The sequence below is a fragment of the Bradyrhizobium sp. CSA207 genome (assembly GCF_029051685.1).
GTDB lineage: Bacteria > Pseudomonadota > Alphaproteobacteria > Rhizobiales > Xanthobacteraceae > Bradyrhizobium.
Genome location: NZ_JAACFT010000057.1, coordinates 11,818 through 30,028, shown reverse-complemented (window position 1 = coordinate 30,028; position 18,211 = coordinate 11,818). Strand labels below are relative to the sequence as shown.

Genomic DNA, 18,211 nt, shown 5'->3' with positions numbered 1-18,211 from the left:
CGGGGAGACCCACCCCCACCCGGAGACTCTATTACCAGCTACCACATTGGGAGCCAAAAGTTAGGCATAATCGCGGCCGACGAGGCGGCCCAAGGTATCCAATGACCGATCCCTTCAATCTAAATCGGTTCGTCCAGGCCCAGAACCCGGTCTACTCCAGGGTGATCGGGGAGCTGTCCCGGGGCCGGAAGCAGAGCCACTGGATGTGGTTCATCTTCCCGCAGATTGCCGGCCTCGGCTTGAGCGCAATGTCGCAGCGCTACGCCATCGGCACGCGCGAGGAGGCCGAGGCCTACCTCGCCCACCCCGTCCTGGGCACCCGCCTCGTCGAATGCACCGGCCTCGTGCTCGCCGTGCAGGGGCGAACCATCCACGCGATCCTCGGGGCGCCGGATGACGCCAAATTCCGCTCGTCGATGACGCTGTTCGGGGCCGTGTCCGACCAGCCGATCTTCAGCCAGGCGCTCGAAAGGTATTTTTCGGGCGAGCGCGACGGCGCCACGCTGGAGATCCTGACGAGGCTTGATCGAAAGACCGAGTGAAGGCGGCCTGCCGCCACCAGCGTAAACCCCGGATTAACATCGCCTGCCTATTGTCCGTGCAAAATAATTCTCCCGCGCCAATTGCCGGACAGATCATGAAAATCGGTACGCTCCTGACCGCCGCCATCGTCTCGCTCTCGACCGTGGGCGGCGGCCTCGCCCTCTACGTCGCCGTGACGAAATACCAGACGATGGAGCGCATCACCGAAGCACAGGGGCGGCTGGCGATCGTTCGCGCCGTCAGCGACATCCCGCGCTATCTCAATCCTGAGCGCGGCTTTTCCACCAATATCCTCTATGGCCCTGCCACCGTCGACCCGGTGCAGCTTGCCGAGCAAGGCAAGCTGCGCAAGCAGACCGATGCCGCCCGCGACAGGATGAACGCGCTGCGCAAGGAGCTGCCCGGCCCGTTCGACGACGGCAACACCACTGGCAGCAACATCGACGCCATCAATTCAAAATTCACGGCCCTGCGCGAGGCCATCGACAAGGCGATGTCCGGGCCGCCGGAGGCGCGCAAGGACGCGGCCAAGAAGATCGTCACCGATAACGCCGTGCTCAACGGGGGCGTGACCGCGCTGCTCAACGAGCAGGTCCGCCGCATGGCCATCCTCAACGGCGATGCCTACCGGCAGGCCAGCTACGCCAACATCGCCATGACATTGCGCGACGTCGGCGGCTTCAATTCCAGCCTGCACAAGAATCTGGTCGGGGGCAAAAGACCGGCGACCGACACCGAGAAGGCCGAGATCAGCCGCTCGCAGGGCCGCAACGATCAGATCGTGATGGCGCTGCTGGAATTGCGCGGCAATCCGGCGACTCCGGCGAACGTCGCCGCGGCGCTGGAGAAGTTCAACTCGGTCTATGTCGAGGAGTTCGGCCGCGAGCTCAAGCTGGTGAAGGACGGTGCGGTCAGCGGCAAGTACGAACATGACATGGATACCTATTACGCGGCCACGCAGCGCGGCCTTAACACCATCATCGAGGTCCGCGACGCCTTCTACGACAACGCCGAGCAGATCCTCGGCAGTGCTTCCTCAGCTGCGCGCACCAGCTTTATCATCGCACTTCTCGGCCTCGTTGCCGTGCTGATCGCGAGCGTCGGTCTTGTGGCGACGGTGCGCCGCCGGGTCTGCGCACCGATCGTCGACCTGACCGCGCGGATGTCGCGGCTTGCCGAGGGTAACGTTGCCGAGGAGATCCCCGGCGCCGCGCGCGCCGACGAGATCGGGGCGATGGCCGCTACCGTGCAGGTGTTCAAGGACAACATGATCCGGGCCGAGCGGCTCGCGGCCGAGAAGCAGGCGGAGAACGACGGCAAGATGCGCCGCGCGCAGGCGCTCGACCAACTCACCAGCGCGTTCGAGGCCAAGGTCACCGAGCTCGTCGGCGGCCTGTCCCAGGCCTCCACGGCGATGGAGAGCACGGCGCAGTCGATGACCTCGACCGCGGCCCAGACCAACAGCCAGGCTGCGGTCGTCGCGGCCGCTTCCGAGCAGACCTCGACCAATGTGCAGACGGTCGCGAGCGCGACCGAGGAGCTGACCTCCTCGATCTCGGAGATCGGCCGCCAGGTCGCACAAAGCACCGAGATCGCGGCCCGCGCCGTCGACAACGCCCGCCGCACCGGCGATACCGCGCGCGCGCTCGCCGAGGGCGCCCAGAAGATCGGTGACGTCGTAACACTGATCCAGAGCATCGCCGAACAGACCAACCTGCTGGCACTCAACGCGACCATCGAGGCCGCCCGCGCCGGCGACGCCGGCCGCGGCTTCGCCGTGGTCGCCTCCGAGGTGAAGTCCCTGGCCGGCCAGACCGCCAAGGCCACGACCGAAATCTCCGAGCAGATCGCGGCGATCCAGACCGCGAGCGACGAAACCGTGAGTGCGATCCGCAACGTCGCCGACGTCATCGGCGAGATCGATCAGATCGGCACGGCGATCGCGGCGGCAATCGAGGAACAGGGCTCGGCAACCAAGGAGATCGCCCGCAGCGTCCAGGAGGCCGCCCGCGGCACCCAAGAGGTCAACACCAATATCACCGGCGTGCAGAGCGCAGCCGACCACACGGGTGCGGCAGCAAGGGAGGTGCTGGGCGCGGCCGAGCAGCTCTCGAGCCAGTCGCGCGACCTTGCCGGACAGTTCGACCGTTTCCTCAGCGAAGTCAGGGCCGCCTGAGCGGCGCTCAGTAAGGCGGGGCCTTGCGCGCGCGCTGCGCCTTGGCCGCCTCGATCCACCACAGCAGGTCGTCGGCAAAACGGGGGAACGAGCGTTCCAGCGCCTTGCCGCCCTCGCCGATCGGCTCGCTCTCGGCCGACAGCGTCTGCGCGATCGGGCCGACGCCGATGGTGCTCGACACCACCACCATGCCCATCTCCGACAACGTGCCATGCCAGGCGGTCGAAGCGCGCGCGCCGGACAGGCGGCCGGCCGAATAGCTCACGATCGCAGCCGGGCGCCAGAACCACTCTTCCAGGAAATGGTCGGTGAGGTTTTTCAGGCCGGGCTGAATGCCCCAATTATATTCGCCGGTGACGAAGACGAAACCATCGGCGCCGCGGATCTGCCCGGCCAGTTTCTCCAGCGCCTCGGGTGCCGAGCCTTCGGGATATTCCTTGTACATGCGGTCGAGCATCGGCAGGCCGATCGCCTTGGCGTCGATGAATTCGACCTCCTCGCCGCGGCTTCGCAGTCCATTGATGACAAAATTCGCAAGGCGAATGCCCATGCGGTCGGAACGATAAGATCCGTAGAGGACGAGGATGCGGTTGCTCATAGCGGGAAGACTAGCACAAAACGACGAGACCGGCCCAATCCATTTGTCCGCTACGGACTTCGCCCGCGCTCCAGCGTTTGCGATGGCGTCTCGCCGAACTGATCGCGATAGCTCCTGGAGAAATCGCTGAGATGCCAGAAGCCGAACGCCAGCGCCACGGCCTTGACGCTGTCGGCTCCCGCCAGCAGCCGCTGGCGCACCAGCCACAGCCGGCGCAGGCGCAAATAGCGATGCAGGCTCATGCCGCGATAGCGGCGGACGACGTCATGCATGGTGCGGACGGAGATGCCGAGCTTGCGCGCGATATCCTCGCTGTAGATGGGTTGGGCCAGATCGTCGGATAGCAGCGCGCGAATATCCTCGAACAGCCTGAATCGCCGCTCGTCATTCGGCCGCAGCGTCCATCGCGCAGGCACGATGTTGGCGAACGCGGCATCGACCGCACCGAACAGGGATTCCTTCATCGCGGCGGCCTTCAGGGGCACTTCGGCGGCATCGACGGGCTCGGACGCGGCGGCGACCACCTCCCTGACCACCTTGCGCAGCCGGTCCAGCGCCAGCGTGCTCGTCTCGAAAATCTTGAAGTTGGAGTTTGTCTCGGGCCAGCCCCGGTTCTTCACCTCCGGCCAGAAGACGACTGATGCGATCTGCCGCGGCACCTCCTCGATGGTGTTATAGGCCGCGCCGCTACTGCCAATGACGATGACCCCACGATCGCGCTGCGCGCCGTTGAAGCGAATGGGAATTTCGAGGTCGTCCATCGCGAAACCGACCGCCGTGCAGTCCGCGACGAGCTGCGCATCCACGACGCGCGGAAACGCGCGCGTGATGTTCACGTCGCAGCCGGCCAGACGCAGAATGAGCTGCTCGGCAGCGATCCTACGCACGAACGGCGTGAACTCGATGTTCAGGCCGCGGATCGAACTGCGAAACTCATCGACATCTGAAAAGCGAAATATCCTTGGCGCCAAGGCTGGCGCATCATCAATACTGGTCATTTCAAAATGAAAACCGCGTCAAAAAAACGCGTGTCCGGCGGCGACGCCGGTCAAATTTCTCCCCTTTCGGCTCCCGTTGCACCGAAGGAATGATCCTAATCGCTTTCGAAGCGTTGGCGAGGGTTCCGTTCAAAGGGCCAAGTCGACGGTACAATCCTCGCCGATTTTCGATAGCGTTTCGGCTGCATCACTGGTGCGTCATTACCTTAAGTTTTAAAATCTACAGGCAAAATTAACAACTCTGAGGCGCAATAGATCCTGTTTGACAACCGAATTTATTTTTACTTCAGGCTCCTGCCATGACGGCACCTTCGCCTGCTGATGTTGCGGTAGAATTGGAAGAAGCGGTGGCGGCGTTCCCGCCGGAGCGCTGCGCGCGTATTCTTGTGGGCATCGTCCACCTGCTCGCTGCGAGCCGCGACAGGCCCCAGGAAATGATCGTCAATGTGGTCGACGGCGTCCTGCTGCGCCTGACCAAGCGAGTCGCACCCAGCGCGCTGGTTCAACTCAGCACGGCACTTGTCGCACTCAATGCTGCGCCGCGGGACACATTGCGGCACTTGGCCTCTCACGATGATCCGGAGGTGGCGTGCCCCGTCCTTCTCAAATCGCACGCCCTGCCCGCGGCTGACCTCGAAGCGGTAGCGACCTCTTGCGGCGAAAGGCACCGGCTTGCGATTTCGGCCCGGGACATCGTCGAAGCAGCCGTGGCGGAGACGCTGATCCGGCACGGCGGCCGCGCGGTCTGCCTTGCGCTGATCAAGAACCCGGGAACGAGGTTCTCTGATGCGGCCTACGGCGTGCTGATTGCGACGAGCGCGGCGGATGGCGAGATCGCGAAGGCGCTCGCGCTCAGGCCCGACACACCCGACACCGTCGTGCGCAAGTTGCTCGCGGTCCCATCCGCCCAGAACACGCCGGCCCACCCCAACACCTCCTCAACGCCGTCGGCGCAAGGCTCCGCCTCGCTCCCCGCGCCCATTGTCCCCAAGCGACCCTGTTCGACCGACTATGCGAATGCCAGGCCCGAAATCGTTGCGCTCAGCCGCATCGGCAAGCTTAACGACTCCACAGTGAACCGCTTCGCGATCCGCGGCGAGACTGCCAACCTCTTTACTGCGCTGTCCGTGCTTTCAGCCGCCCCGATCGAGATCATCGAGCACGTGATGGCCGATGATAACTGCGAGGGCGTGGTGATGGCTTGCCGGGCTTCGCGGCTCAACTGGCAAACCACACTCACGATCCTGAGCAATCGAAGTGGCGCGCGCCTCTCCTTCGCCGAGCGCGAGCGGGCACAGCACATATTCGACACGCTACTTCTGTCCACCAGCCAATGGACGGTGCGCTGGGGCGAGATCGCGACAGCAGTCGGCGCCGAGGATCAGGGCAACCGCTGCGCAAAAATGGGGGCTAACCTATGAAGTTCGACGGTCGCAAGGCGCTTCGCGTGCGAATGGATCACAAGCAGGCTGTCAATCTGATGGGATCGGACGGCACTTGGCGACGCAATTGCGTCCTGCTCGACGTCTCGCAGACGGGCGCCAAGCTCGAGGTCGAGGGTACGCTCGATGTTCTCCGGGCCAAGGAATTCTTCATGCTGCTATCATCGACGGGGCTCGCCTACCGACGCTGTGAACTGGTCTGGATCGACGGGACCGTGGCCGGCGTGCACTTCGTCACGGCGGACCGCAAGAAGAAGCCGACCAGCGTACCAGTGGTTGCGGCACAGAACTCCACTCAAAGCAAATAGGCTCGAAAATTCATCAAGCTCATTGAACTCCAGCAAAAGTCCAGGTCTGCCGTGCAGGATGCGCGAACCATGCCCCGCCCCGTCCAAGGCCGCGGCGGCCGCCAAGAGACGGAGGCGGCACGCGCATTCGTGCACGTGCTGGCCGATTCCTCCGACAAATTGTCCAGCGTTTGCTCGATCCTCGAGCGGAATTTCGCCGTCGCGGGCGAGCGGCTCGATGCACAGGCCAAACTGTCGCAAGTGCCGTTCGCCGTGGTCATCCGCGCGGACCTGCGAGACGTCAACAACATCGCAGCGATCAAAAAACGGGCCGCCAAGCTGGCGAAAGCCCAAAAACGCATCTTCCTTGTCGAGTACTCCTCTCACGTCAGCGTCTCGCAAGCCTATGCGCTCGGCGCGACGCTCGTCCTTCCCGGGACGGTCGATCGAATAAAGCTGCTGGCGGCGTTGACCGATCCAGCCGCGCCGGCAGCGGCCTCGTCGAGTACCAGGCCGCAGCCGGACAACGCCGTCGAAACCGCGGCAACCGCCATCGCGTCGATGTTCACGGCCGTTACGCTCGGCGAGCCCCTTGACGTCGACGGTACGAAAGAGGCCGGCCGCAAGATCGCCGATCGCATCGGCGAGCATGGGCTGTCCGAATGGCTCACGACGGTGCGACGCCACCACGAGGGAACCTACCAGCATTGCCTGCTGGTGACCGGTGTCGCGATCGATTTCGGGCTGAGCCTGGGCGTCCGGCGGACCGATCTCGAGCGGCTGTACTCGGCCGCCATGTTCCACGACATCGGCAAGGCGCAGATCCCACTTGCGATTCTGGATAAGCCTGGCCGCCTCGATGCCAATGAACGTGCCATGATCGAAACGCATCCGGCAGCCGGCTACGCGTTTCTGAAGGATCGCGAGAAGATCTCGCCCGAGATTCTCGATGCGGTGCGGCACCATCACGAATATCTCGACGGCAGCGGTTATCCTGACGGACTGTGCGGCGAGAGCATCAACGACATCGTGCGCATTCTCACGATCTCGGACATTTTTGCTGCGCTGATAGAGCACCGGCACTACAAACCGACGATGCCGCGCCGGGAGGCCTATAACATTCTCTGCGGGATGACCGGGAAGCTGGAAAAGGCGCTTGTAATCGCTTTCAAGCAGGTTGCGCTCACAAGGTGAGCGCGCCGCCGCGGCACCAGGGCCGGGATCGCCGCCACAACCTGCCTAATGCGCCGCGCGATGTCCGGCGCGTGGTCGGACCGATCGGCACGCCAGCCCTTCCGCCAGATGCTTCATGTCCTCGCGTTTGCCGCTGCGGATCAGCTGGCCGAATTCTTCAGGAGTGAAAGGAAGACTTGGATCATCATCGATCGGGCGCCGCATTCGCGGACCGAAGAACCGTCGAACCAGGCTAGCCAGCCGCCGCATGTCAATTCCCTCGCGCCAGCAACAAACCCTTTACCTCCAGTATTGTTCCTCCCGCTCCATCGAGATTGCAAGAGCCGGCAACGAGTCCACACCAAAAATTTCTGCGCGAGAAAAATTTCCTCCGCAACCTGCGTCAGTCGGCGAATCCGACGAACCGCACGAACTCGTCGTTGTGCTCGCGATCCGAGCGAACGGCGTTCGCGGCAAACGTCTCGTCGGGATAGCCCATCGCGACGCAGGTCATGATGACTTCGTCTTCCGGAATCTTTGCGACCTCGCGCACGATGTCGGATCGCATGATACCCTGCCCGTTGATCACGCTGCCGAGGCCGCGATCCCAGGCCGCGAGCACGATGCCGTAGCAGAGCGCGCCGAGATCGAAATGGCAGACCGCGCCGGGGTCGAGCACGCGGTCATAGGTAAGCACCAGCGACACTGGCGCGTCGAACTGGCGGAAGCCGCGCAGCACCCAGTCCTGCCGCATCGGCTTGTCGTCGCGCGCGATCCCCATCGCACCGAACAGCTTCTTGGCGACGTCGACCTGCCGGTTGCGGTGAACGCCCTGGTACTCGCCATGGCTGACGATGTCGCGCTTGACCTTGGCGCCGCCAAGCATCTCCTCCATGTTGCGGCGGCGCACCTCTCCCAGAGGAGCGCCAGTGAGCACGTGGACATGCCAGGGCTGGGTATTCATCGAGGATGGCGCGCGCTTGGCACTCTCGATGATCGCCTCGATCACCGGGCGCGGCACCGGCTCGTTCCTGAAACCGCGCACGCTGCGGCGCGACTGGACCAGCGTTTCGAATTCCACCTTCTAAATCCCCCCTTGCGACTTTCATTCGGCCCCCGCTGCGACCGGCCGCCCCGGTTGCCGAGGCGGCTGTCAAAATCTATGCTAACGCGCAAGCAAGACCAAGAACCCCGGTGTGGACCCGCCACACCTGCGAGGACCTCCCATGGCTGCACCGCTCGATCCCGTCATCGCCCAGATCATTCCGCTGCTGCCAATGCGCGATCCCACGGTCATGACGCCACAGAGTGCCCGCGACTCCTTGCGCGCACTCGCTGCATCGCGTGCCGCCATACCGCCGCCGCCCGTCGATGCCGTGCAGGACATCAAGGTCAAAGGTGGCGTCGGCCCGCTTGATGCGCGCCTCTACAGGATCGGCACCGGTCCGGCGCCGACCGTGGTGTTCTTCCACGGCGGCGGCTGGGTCGCGGGCGACCTCGAGACCCACGACCGGCAGGCACGATGGCTCGCGATCGAAACCGGCTCAGTCGTCGTCTCCGTCGACTATCGCCAGCCGCCGGAGACGCGCTTTCCCGGCGCGTTCGAGGATGCCTTTGCCGCGGTCAGTGACGTCTTCACCCGCGTCGCGGAATTTGGCGGCGACGCGAAGCAGCTCGGCGTCGCCGGTGACAGCGCCGGCGGCAATCTCGCTGCGGCCACCGCGATTGCCTGCCGCGATGCGGGCATCAAGCTTGCCGCACAATTGCTGGTCTATCCCGTGACCGATGTCGTCGGCGGATACGCCGAGGCGCGGGAGAATGCGCGCTATCCCTCACGCGCAGAGAACGCCGAAGGTTATTTCCTCTCGCGCGCGGTGATGGAATGGTTCACCGGTCACTATATCGCCGATCCCGCCCACGCCCTGGACTGGCGAGTCTCGCCGCTCCGCGCCGCATCGCTCGCCGGCGTCGCGCCCGCGATCGTGACCACCGCCTGGTTCGATCCGCTGCGCGACGAAGGCGCCGCCTATGCGCGAGCGCTGGAAGCGGCCGGCGTGCGGGTGAAGCACCACGAGGGCGCAAGCCTGATCCACGGCTATTTCGGCCTTGGCGACGCCTCCGAAGTCGCGCGGACCGAGGCGCAGTGCGCGCGGGCCGACTTCAAGGCGCTGCTGACGCGAGGGCTCTGAGGTCCGGACCAACAAAAATCGGCGATGGCGGTCGGGGCGGACATCGATCCTGCTTGATTGCGCCACGATTCCCGTCTCCAATCACCGCGCCACTATTTAGGGAGACACCCATGATGAAGCGGATGTTCCTCGCTGCGATCGTCGCCACCTTCGCGGCCGGTTCGGCCTTCGCCGAAGACACCTGCGAGAGCAAGGCGGTCGGCAAGGACGGCAAGCCGCTCGCCGGCGCCGCCAAGACCTCGTTCCTGAAGAAGTGCAAGGCCGACGCCTGCGCACCCAAGGCGGTCAGCGCCGACGGCAAGCCGCTCGCTGGTGCCGCGAAAAACAGCTTCATGAAGAAGTGCGAGATGGGCGCGTAATCGCTGCACGTTCGCGACCCCGTCAGCGAACGATTGTTCAACCCAGTCGTCATGCCCGGGGCTTGTCCCGGGCATCCGCGTGTGTGTTTCCGTGTGGCAAGGAACGCAGGCTTTCCAGGAAAGGGACGTCAAGATGTGGCAACTTCGAGTGCGTAATCAGATCATGGCGACAATGAGCTTGCTCTTCGCGCTGCTCATCAGTCTTGACGTCGCGAACGCAAGGGGCCCCGGTCTGCCCAACGTCATGGTTCTGGCAACCGGTGGCACGATCGCCGGCACCGGGGCGAGCAGCACCACCGTGGTCGGCTACACCGCAGCCACGGTCGGCATAGAGACCCTCCTGAACGCCGTCCCCGAACTGAAAACGGTGGCCAACGTCAAGGGCGAGCAGGTCTTTCAGATCGCCAGCGAGAACATGAATAATGACTACTGGCTCAAGCTTGCAAAGCGCGTCAGCGCGCTTCTCGCGCAGGACGACGTGGATGGGATCGTGATCACGCACGGGACCGATACGATCGAGGAAACCAGCTATTTTCTCGACCTTGTCGTCAAGAGCAAGAAGCCTGTCGTCATCGTCGGCGCGATGCGGCCGTCGACAGCGATCAGCGCGGATGGGCCGATCAACCTCTACAATGCGGTGATCCTGGCAGGCAGTGAAGAGGCCGTCGGCAAGGGCGTGCTCGTCGCCCTCAACGATCAAATCAACGCGGCTCGCGAGGTCACCAAAAACAACACCTCGACGGCAGACACCTTCCGCACGCCGGAACTCGGCTTCCTCGGCTACATACAGGGCAACAAACCGTACTTCTATCGTCAATCGACGCGACGGCACACGGCGGACTCCGAATTTGACGTTTCTAACCTCGATGCCCTGCCGCAAGTCGATATTGTCTACGGCTACGCAAACATGAACCGGATCGCGATCGACGCTTTTGTCGCCGCCGGGGCCAAGGGGATCGTGCACGCCGGTGTGGGTGACGGCAGCCTTGCTCGGCCCGCGGTTGAGCCGGCTCTCGACGAGGCCCGCAAGAAGGGTGTCGTGATCGTTCGCAGCAGCCGTGTCGGGAACGGCATCGTCGCACGCAATGGGGAGGCCAAGGACGACGAACACGACTTCGTCGTCTCGGATACGCTCAATCCTCAAAAGGCGCGTATTTTGCTGATGCTGGCGCTGACCAGGACGACCGACACCAAGGAGATCCAACGGATGTTCTACACTTATTAGACCGCCCGAAGGGCGGCCGCCGCGACACCGCCGACTGCTTTGGATCGGGCGTTCAAGCGAGCGAACTTCTTGCCAGCCTCGCTATTTGGTTGTAGCCCGGATGGAGCGAAAGCGTAATCCGGGAAAGCCCCTCGCATGGTTCGCTATCGGCGCAATTTTGTCTGCGGCGGGACGTTCTTTTTCACAGTCACGCTGGACGACCGACGATCGTCTGCGCTGGTCGAGCACGCGGGCCAGCTCCGCGCGGCATTCCGGACGACCCGCGCCGAACGACCATTCACGATCGATGCAATCGTCATCCTGCCCGATCACCTGCACGCAATCATGACGCTGCCGGACGCAGACTCCGATTTCTCAGGCCGGTGGCGCCGGATCAAGAGTTCGTTCACGCATCAATTGGCTACTTCAGGTGCTCCCATCTCACGCAACCATCGCGGCGAGCTCTCTTTGTGGCAGAGACGGTTTTGGGAGCACACCATTCGCGACGACGCGGATTTCGGACGATGCGCGGACTACATCCATTTCAACCCCGTGAAGCACGGCCTCGTCGCGTCGCCGATTGACTGGCCGTATTCCTCGCTCCATCGCTACGTCCGCGCTGGTCTGCTGCCTTCCAACTGGGGAGGAGCCAGTGAGATTGACGGCAATTTCGGCGAACGCTGAGATTGGTCCCGGATTACGCTACCGCTCCATCCGGGCTACGAATTCAGCTGGGGCGGGGTAGCCCGGATGAAGCGGTAGCGAAATCCGGGGACAGACCAACCGCATCACTCAAGCACGCTCGTGGCACGAAACCCGGATTACGCTTACGCTCCATCCGGGCTACCGATCCCATCTAGCTCCGCAACCCCGGCGCTTCCTGTCCCGTACGCGCGACATATTCCGTATAGCCGCCGCCGAACTGATGGATGCCCTCCGGCGTCAACTCCAACACGCGGTTGGACAGGACGCTGAGAAAATGCCGGTCGTGGGAGACGAACAGCATGGTGCCCTCGAAATCCGACAGCGCCGTGATCAGCATCTCCTTGGTGGCGAGGTCGAGATGGTTGGTCGGCTCGTCCAGCACCAGGAAGTTCGGCGGATCGAACAGCATCTTGGCCATCACCAGCCGGGCCTTCTCGCCGCCCGACAACACGCGGCAGCGCTTCTCGACGTCGTCGCCGGAGAAGCCGAAGCAGCCGGCAAGCGCGCGCAGAGAGCCCTGCCCTGCGGTCGGAAACGCGTATTCGAGTGACTCAAACACCGTCTGCTCGCCGTCGAGCAGGTCCATCGCGTGCTGGGCGAAATAGCCCATCTTGACGCTGCCGCCGACCGCCACGGTGCCCTCATCGGGCTCGCTCGCGCCGGCGACCAGCTTGAGCAGCGTCGATTTGCCGGCGCCGTTGACCCCCATCACGCACCAGCGCTCGCGGCGACGGATCATGAAGTCGAGCCCGTCATAGATCCGCTTGGCTCCATAGCCCTTGAACACCTTCTTCAGGGCGACGACATCCTCGCCGGAGCGCGGCGCCGGCAGAAAGTCGAATGCAACGGTCTGGCGCCGGCGCGGCGGCTCGACCCGCTCGATCTTGTCGAGCTTCTTGACCCGGCTCTGCACTTGCGCGGCATGCGAGGCGCGCGCCTTGAAGCGCTCGATGAACTTGATTTCCTTGGCAAGCATCGCCTGCTGGCGCTCGAACTGCGCCTGCTGCTGCTTCTCGTTCAGCGCACGCTGCTGCTCGTAGAACTCGTAATTGCCGGTGTAAGTGGTGAGCGAGCCGGAATCGATTTCGACCACTTTGGAGATGACGCGATTGATGAACTCGCGATCGTGCGAGGTCATCAGCAGCGTGCCTTCGTAGTCGTGCAGGAATTTTTCCAGCCAGATCAGGCTTTCCAGATCGAGATGGTTGCTCGGCTCGTCGAGCAGCATGACGTCGGGGCGCATCAAGAGGATGCGGGCCAGCGCCACGCGCATCTTCCAACCGCCGGAAAGCTTGCCGACGTCGCCGTCCATCATCTCCTGGCTGAAGCCGAGACCGGACAGCGCTTCGCGCGCCCGGCCGTCCAGCGCATAGCCGTCGAGCTCCTCGAAGGCGTGCTGCACCTCGCCATAGCGCGCGATGATCTCGTCCATCTCGTCGGCTCGGTCGGGATCGGCCATCGCGGTCTCGAGCTCGCGCAGCTCGGCCGCCACCGTGCTGACTGGCCCCGCGCCGTCCATGACCTCGGCCACGGCGCTGCGGCCGCTCATCTCGCCGACATCCTGGTTGAAATAGCCGATGGTGATGCCGCGATCGGTCGAGACCTGGCCTTCGTCGGGCAGTTCCTCGCCGGCAATCATCCGGAATAGCGTGGTCTTGCCGGCGCCGTTTGGGCCGACAAGGCCGATCTTCTCGCCCTTGTTGAGGGCGGCCGAGGCTTCGATGAACAGGATCTGGTGGCCGGCTTGCTTGCTGACGTTGTCGAGGCGGATCATGAGGTCTTTTCGGGGAATTTTTGTCGGGGAATTTTTGCGTTGCGGCGTAATAGGCCATGCGGGCGGCCAGGGGAAGCCCGGCCGGGCCCGGGTTTGGGCAGCTCGACCAAATCGTTAGCAATTTTGCGCCAGAAATACCTGCACGCCCGCCGAGCCGGCACACGCCGATACAACGCCTCCTGGAAGCATCCGAGGAACCCCCATGAAACATCGATTTCGCCTTGCCGCGGCTGCCACGCTGCTGCTGGCCTGTGGCGGAGCTGCCGCGGCCCAGACGCTGCCCGACTACATGGCGCCGATCTCCGGCAAGAGCACGGCCACGCCTGCCGACATCGCAACGAAGGATGTGCTGGCGCTGAACACCGGCATGTTCGAGCTCTATGGCGATGCTGCAAAGGTGTTCCAGAAGAACATTCTCGACAAGCACCCCGTGATCCTCGGCCTGTTCTCCGGCGCGGGCGGACGTCTGATCCTGTACCGGCCGGGCCAGCCGCCGCTCGACGCGCCCCAGGTTCCGGTCGTGTACCAGCTGCTGAAGTCGGTCGGCCATAGCACCATGGCGCTGGCCGAGGTCGTCGGCCCCTATCTCGACAATCCCGACAACAAATCGTGGCGCGGCTCGATGATGGCCTATCGCAGCCGGATGCAGTCGGCGCTCGAGAGCCTCGACGCGACGCCGATGCAGACCGATTGGCGCGACAACAACCGCACCATCCTGCAAAACAACCTCGCATTCATGGACGAATGCATCGCCGGCGGCGTCATTCCTTTCGCGAAGCTCGAAGCCTTCGGCAAGAAGCAGGCGCCGTTCCTCGCGAAGAACGTCACCTGGGCGGCCCAGACCCAGGTTGCGCACTGGATGAGCGTGCTGGCGGATTGGAAGATGCAGCTCGGCCCGGATTGGGAGAAGACCTATGCCGCGAGCAACACGATCTACGTGACGCGGCAGAACAACGTGATCTTCAGCGTGCTTGCGCAGTTCTTCGGCCCCGACGCCATCAATTCGCGCCTGCTGCTGATCGAAACGGTTTCGTTCACCACGACGCCGGCCGACATGCTGGAATCGCTGACGCGGATCATCGCCGATCGCTCGGTCGGCGCGCTGTTCTTCGGCAACTATCACCTGATGGATTACGAGCTGATGGGAGGCGACGGGCGGGCCGCGATCATCGCGGAGACGACAAAGCGCGGCATGACGCCGTTCCTGCCGCCGCCGGTTCCCTTCGGTTCCAAGCAGTGGCCAACCCTGATCACGCCAGGATCGGGGCCTGCCGCGATCGCGGACCTCAAGTAGCCCTGGTCCGGATGTCAGGACACGAGGGCGGCTGCGTCGCTGCCGCCTTCATGTATCGGTAAGGCTTTCTATCGTCGGATGACGAATCATGACAGCTTCACGCTTGCGTTGCCGCGTATCGTCCGGGCCTCGATGCCGTCAGCATCGCGGCGCCCTTAAAACCTAAGGATCAGCTCATGCGGCCTTCGCGACGCACGTTCGTGAAGTGGTTGTCGGCGGGAGGCATTTCGGTCAGCCTGTCGCATCTTGCTTCGGCGGCGGGAGCTCCCTTCGCGGCCCACGAGACGCTACCGGGACGCGGCAAGTTCAATCCTGCAACAAAGGGCGCCGGCCGTGTCGACGGCGTCGCCAAGGTGACCGGCGCAAAGCTTTACGCTTCCGACTTCCGCGCCAATGATCTGCCGGGCTGGCCACAGGCCACTTCGCACGCGATCCTGGTACGCGCCAATGACGCCACCCATGTCTACACCGGCATGGACCTCGCCCGTCTGAAAGGCGCGTTGAAGACTTCGGTCGTCGTCACCGCCGCCGATCTCGACCGCATCGGCACGCAGGCGCCGGAGTTCTATGCCGGCGACCTGTTCTGCCCGCCCGGCAAGACGCCGCTCTTTCTCGGACAGCCGGTCGCGCTCCTGATCTTCGAGACGTTCGATAGCTTCGACCAGGCGCGGCTCGCCTTGCGCGACGGCACCTTCGTCAAATTCGGCGAAGAAACCGGACCAGTGATGGCGCCCGATTATGGCTCCTACCGCTTCACGCGGGTGGCGGGTCCCTCCCCCGAGAAGCCGGACGTCTATTCACCGCTCCAGGCCGGCTGGGTCTCGCCCAGGAAGGTGCAGAACGCCGCCCTTCCGGTGTGGTCGCCGCTCGCCAAGGAAATGCCGGCCGACTACGCCAAGGCGGCGAAATACGGCGAGCAGATCCGCGCCGAGCTTGCCGCGGACGATTCCTCGCTGCTGGTGCTCGACCGCGAGTTCGAGACACAGTCGGTCGATCCGATGTTCCTGGAGCCCGAATGCGGGCTCGCCTGGTATAGCGGCAAGGGCGGCAATCTCGAGCTGGTGCTCGGCGTGCAGTCGCCTTACGAGGCGGCGGACTCGCTCGCGTTTCTGCTGGCCAAGGCCGCTGCGCCTTACAAGCCGACCCATATCAACGCGCAGTTCGCCCATGTCGGCGGCGGCTTCGGCGGCCGCGATCACACGCCGTTCATCCTCTACGTCGCGCTGGCGGCGATCTGCTTTCCCGGAAAGCCGGTGCGGCTTGCCCATGACCGCTACCAGCAGTTCCAGGGCGGCATCAAGCGCCACCCGATCAAGATGCGCTCGCGCATCGGCATCGATCGCGCGACCGGCATCATCAAGGCCTTCGCTGCCGATCACGTGCTTGACGGCGGCGGCCAGGCCAATTTCTCCGCCAACGTTGCGACCGTCGCCGCCACCGCCGCGATCGGCATCTACGACATTCCCAAGGTCGACGTCACCACGGTGGCGCTGCACTCGCGCGGCGTGACCGCCGGCTCGATGCGCGGCTACGGCGCGCTGCAGACGCTGACGGCGATCGAAGTGCTGATCGACGAGGCGGCAGGCGAGCTCAAGCTCGATCCGATCGAATTCCGCAGGCGCAACGCGCTCAAGCAGAACGGCCGGACCATGACCGGCAACCCCTACATCGTCTCGGTGCGCACGCCGGAAATTCTCGACAGGCTGGAAAAGCATCCGATCTGGCAGCAGCGCGCGCAGTTCAAGCTGGCCTCATCAGACCGCCTGGTCGGCACCGGCGTTGCCTGCGTAACCAAGGACTATGGCGCCGGGGCGGACTGCTCGCTCGGCCGCGTCGAGCTCGGAGCCGACGGCAAGATTGCGATCTTCTGCGATCATGTCGAGATGGGCAACGGCATCGGCACGGCGCTGGCCAACCGCGTCGGGCCCCATCTCGGCGCCATCGCCGACGACGTCTCGATTGCCCGGGTCGATGGCTATGAGGTCCTAGGCCTCGTCACCTCGGGCGATCCCTACACGATCGATCAAAAGACCCAGGATGCGGCGCAAAGAAATCCGCGCTGGGTGCCCAGGATCAGCTCGGCGACATCAGCCTCGGTCGGCGCCCATGTCGGCACCCATTCCTCCGCGGAGGCCGCCCGCATCATCTTCCGCTTCGGCCTGTGGCCCGCGGCGCTGGAATTGTGGCGCATCCCGAAGACGGATCCACGCGCCAGGCAATGGGCGGGCGCGACCTGGCAAAACGGCCAGCTCACGATGCCCGGTCTCGCACCGCTGGCGCTCCCCGTGCTCGCGGCAACGGCCCATGCCCGCGGCTTCGTCACCGGTGCGATCGCCCACAGCTTTTCGCGCTGGGCCTGGTCGCGTGCACGCTTTGCCCTGTTCGGCGAGCAATATCGCGCCGAGATCGACGCGCTCGCGATCCGCCGCGGCAACGGCAAGTTCGAGCGGATCAACCGCACCAGCGTCAAGTTTCCACCGACCGACAACAACCGCATCGGGACCGCCTACACCTCCATGTGCGGCGCGCTGGTCCGCGTCGAGATCGAGCGCGCCACCGGCGCCTTGCGCATCGCCAAGGCCTACAGCGTGCTCGAATGCGGCACAGCGTTGGTGCCGGAGGTAGTGATAGGCCAGTCCCAGGGCGGCTTCGCCATGGGCGTCGGCTACGCGCTTCTGGAAACCTTGCCGCCGTTCGAGGGCGGACCGGGCAACGGCGAATGGAATCTCGGGCGCTACCTGGTCCCACGCGGCTCGGATCTGCCCTTGCGCGATCTCGAAATCGAGATGCTGAAGCCGCTGACGCCTGACGAGCCGCCCAAGGGCATGGCCGAGGTCGTGATGGTCCCGATCGTTCCAGCGCTGATCAACGCCATCTTTGACGCCACCGGCCATCGCTTCCGTGCGCTGCCGGTCACATCAAACCTCCTGAAGGGAGTGCTCGCGTGACGACCCTCAGCCTCACCATCAACGGCCGCAAGCACGGTCCGATGGACGTCCGCGACGACCTCTCGATGAACGATTTTCTGCGCGAGATGCTCGGGATGACCGGCACCAAGTTCGGCTGCGGCGCCGCGCAATGCCTGAGTTGCGCCATCATCGTCGATGCGCCCGACGGCACCAGCTACACCAGCCCGACCTGTGTCGCGCCCGCCGTGGACTTTCACGGCAAGTCGATCCGCACCGTCGAGGGGCATGCAAAAGACGGCGAGCTCTCGGTGCTGCAAAAGGCCTTCATCGAGCACTTCGCCTTCCAGTGCGGCTACTGCACCGCAGGCTTCCTGGGCGAAGGCCAGGTGCTGCTCGAACGTCTTGCCCGCACGCCGGTGCCGCGCGAGGCGCTGGAACAGACGATCGCGGATGCGCTCGACGGTCATCTCTGCCGCTGCACCGGCTACATTAGATATCACGAGGCGGTGCGCGACGTAATCCTCGCAGATTCAGCCCGTTATCTCATCGCCGCCAAGTGA

Annotated in this window: 16 protein-coding genes; 12 read left to right on the top strand and 4 right to left on the bottom strand. The window is 64.2% G+C overall.

Annotated features, from left to right (window positions below; genetic code table 11):
* The first annotated feature begins 101 nt into the window (after window positions 1-101).
* Together GWG65_RS37770 and GWG65_RS37765 are read left to right on the top strand one after the other, a co-directional pair.
* The gene (locus GWG65_RS37770) at window positions 102-542 is read left to right on the top strand and encodes a DUF1810 domain-containing protein (protein ID WP_275200476.1); all 441 of its coding nucleotides are present in this window, start codon (window positions 102-104) and stop codon (window positions 540-542) included.
* 95 nt (window positions 543-637) lie between these two features.
* Window positions 638-2,719, top strand: a complete 2,082-nt coding sequence (locus GWG65_RS37765; RefSeq protein WP_275200475.1) for a HAMP domain-containing methyl-accepting chemotaxis protein — start codon at window positions 638-640, stop codon at window positions 2,717-2,719.
* Window positions 2,720-2,726: 7 nt separating this feature from the next.
* On the opposite strand, the gene GWG65_RS37760 is transcribed toward GWG65_RS37765, so the two are convergent.
* Both GWG65_RS37760 and GWG65_RS37755 read right to left on the bottom strand, forming a co-directional pair.
* On the bottom strand, window positions 2,727-3,317 hold the full coding sequence (locus GWG65_RS37760; protein WP_275200474.1) for an NAD(P)H-dependent oxidoreductase: 591 nt from the start codon (window positions 3,315-3,317) through the stop codon (window positions 2,727-2,729).
* Between the two features lie 50 nt (window positions 3,318-3,367).
* The gene (locus GWG65_RS37755) at window positions 3,368-4,315 is read right to left on the bottom strand and encodes an AraC family transcriptional regulator (RefSeq protein WP_275200473.1); all 948 of its coding nucleotides are present in this window, start codon (window positions 4,313-4,315) and stop codon (window positions 3,368-3,370) included.
* A 299-nt stretch (window positions 4,316-4,614) separates the two neighbouring features.
* Here GWG65_RS37755 and GWG65_RS37750 point away from each other — a divergent pair, with 299 nt between their 5' ends.
* From GWG65_RS37750 to GWG65_RS37740, 3 genes are read left to right on the top strand one after another with little or no spacing between them, the layout of a single operon-like run.
* Complete coding sequence (locus GWG65_RS37750) at window positions 4,615-5,736, top strand: DUF2336 domain-containing protein (protein WP_275200472.1); 1,122 nt, start codon at window positions 4,615-4,617, stop codon at window positions 5,734-5,736.
* A complete protein-coding gene (locus GWG65_RS37745) occupies window positions 5,733-6,065 on the top strand; it encodes a PilZ domain-containing protein (protein WP_275200471.1) in 333 nt (110 codons plus the stop codon). Before GWG65_RS37750 ends, GWG65_RS37745 begins: the two co-directional genes overlap by 4 nt.
* Window positions 6,066-6,116: 51 nt before the next feature.
* A complete protein-coding gene (locus tag GWG65_RS37740; protein WP_275200470.1) occupies window positions 6,117-7,238 on the top strand; it encodes an HD domain-containing phosphohydrolase in 1,122 nt (373 codons plus the stop codon).
* 382 nt (window positions 7,239-7,620) lie between these two features.
* On the opposite strand, the gene GWG65_RS37735 is transcribed toward GWG65_RS37740, so the two are convergent.
* Window positions 7,621-8,298 (bottom strand): nitroreductase, encoded by a 678-nt coding sequence (locus GWG65_RS37735; RefSeq protein WP_275200469.1) that lies wholly within the window; start codon window positions 8,296-8,298, stop codon window positions 7,621-7,623.
* Between the two features lie 145 nt (window positions 8,299-8,443).
* Between GWG65_RS37735 and GWG65_RS37730 the strand changes: the two genes are divergently transcribed.
* From GWG65_RS37730 to GWG65_RS37715, 4 genes are all read left to right on the top strand, one after another.
* A complete protein-coding gene (locus GWG65_RS37730; protein WP_275200468.1) occupies window positions 8,444-9,406 on the top strand; it encodes an alpha/beta hydrolase in 963 nt (320 codons plus the stop codon).
* A 110-nt stretch (window positions 9,407-9,516) separates the two neighbouring features.
* Entirely contained in the window at window positions 9,517-9,765 is a 249-nt protein-coding gene (locus GWG65_RS37725; RefSeq protein ID WP_275200467.1) for a hypothetical protein, read from the top strand.
* 148 nt (window positions 9,766-9,913) lie between these two features.
* Complete coding sequence (locus tag GWG65_RS37720) at window positions 9,914-10,990, top strand: type II asparaginase (protein ID WP_275200466.1); 1,077 nt, start codon at window positions 9,914-9,916, stop codon at window positions 10,988-10,990.
* 135 nt (window positions 10,991-11,125) lie between these two features.
* On the top strand, window positions 11,126-11,653 hold the full coding sequence (locus tag GWG65_RS37715; protein ID WP_275200465.1) for a transposase: 528 nt from the start codon (window positions 11,126-11,128) through the stop codon (window positions 11,651-11,653).
* A gap of 172 nt (window positions 11,654-11,825) precedes the next feature.
* Here GWG65_RS37715 and GWG65_RS37710 read toward each other — a convergent pair whose 3' ends face one another.
* Window positions 11,826-13,448 carry an ABC-F family ATP-binding cassette domain-containing protein gene (locus GWG65_RS37710; protein WP_148740883.1) on the bottom strand — a complete coding sequence of 541 codons (1,623 nt, stop codon included), beginning with the start codon at window positions 13,446-13,448 and terminating at the stop codon, window positions 11,826-11,828.
* 202 nt (window positions 13,449-13,650) lie between these two features.
* Between GWG65_RS37710 and GWG65_RS37705 the strand changes: the two genes are divergently transcribed.
* The 3 genes from GWG65_RS37705 to GWG65_RS37695 all read left to right on the top strand — a co-directional run bounded on the left by GWG65_RS37705 (window position 13,651) and on the right by GWG65_RS37695 (window position 18,211).
* Window positions 13,651-14,742, top strand: coding sequence for a hypothetical protein (locus GWG65_RS37705; RefSeq protein ID WP_275200464.1), 1,092 nt, complete (start codon window positions 13,651-13,653; stop codon window positions 14,740-14,742).
* Window positions 14,743-14,918: 176 nt separating this feature from the next.
* On the top strand, window positions 14,919-17,690 hold the full coding sequence (locus GWG65_RS37700) for a molybdopterin cofactor-binding domain-containing protein (RefSeq protein ID WP_275200463.1): 2,772 nt from the start codon (window positions 14,919-14,921) through the stop codon (window positions 17,688-17,690).
* Window positions 17,687-18,211: a (2Fe-2S)-binding protein gene (locus tag GWG65_RS37695; RefSeq protein WP_275200462.1), complete on the top strand. Its 525-nt coding sequence runs from the start codon at window positions 17,687-17,689 to the stop codon at window positions 18,209-18,211. The genes GWG65_RS37700 and GWG65_RS37695 overlap by 4 nt, the downstream gene beginning before the upstream one ends.

Excerpts from the sequence above, each read along its gene's own strand:
- GWG65_RS37710 (WP_148740883.1), bottom strand. The coding sequence starts at position 13,448 with ATGATCCGCCTCGACAACGTCAGCAAGCAAGCCGGCCACCAGATCCTG.
- GWG65_RS37715 (WP_275200465.1), top strand. The coding sequence starts at position 11,126 with ATGGTTCGCTATCGGCGCAATTTTGTCTGCGGCGGGACGTTCTTTTTC.
- GWG65_RS37730 (WP_275200468.1), top strand. The coding sequence starts at position 8,444 with ATGGCTGCACCGCTCGATCCCGTCATCGCCCAGATCATTCCGCTGCTG.
- GWG65_RS37725 (WP_275200467.1), top strand. The coding sequence starts at position 9,517 with ATGATGAAGCGGATGTTCCTCGCTGCGATCGTCGCCACCTTCGCGGCC.
- GWG65_RS37770 (WP_275200476.1), top strand. The coding sequence starts at position 102 with ATGACCGATCCCTTCAATCTAAATCGGTTCGTCCAGGCCCAGAACCCG.
- GWG65_RS37745 (WP_275200471.1), top strand. The coding sequence starts at position 5,733 with ATGAAGTTCGACGGTCGCAAGGCGCTTCGCGTGCGAATGGATCACAAG.
- GWG65_RS37760 (WP_275200474.1), bottom strand. The coding sequence starts at position 3,317 with ATGAGCAACCGCATCCTCGTCCTCTACGGATCTTATCGTTCCGACCGC.
- GWG65_RS37705 (WP_275200464.1), top strand. The coding sequence starts at position 13,651 with ATGAAACATCGATTTCGCCTTGCCGCGGCTGCCACGCTGCTGCTGGCC.
- GWG65_RS37755 (WP_275200473.1), bottom strand. The coding sequence starts at position 4,315 with ATGACCAGTATTGATGATGCGCCAGCCTTGGCGCCAAGGATATTTCGC.
- GWG65_RS37765 (WP_275200475.1), top strand. The coding sequence starts at position 638 with ATGAAAATCGGTACGCTCCTGACCGCCGCCATCGTCTCGCTCTCGACC.
- GWG65_RS37750 (WP_275200472.1), top strand. The coding sequence starts at position 4,615 with ATGACGGCACCTTCGCCTGCTGATGTTGCGGTAGAATTGGAAGAAGCG.
- GWG65_RS37700 (WP_275200463.1), top strand. The coding sequence starts at position 14,919 with ATGCGGCCTTCGCGACGCACGTTCGTGAAGTGGTTGTCGGCGGGAGGC.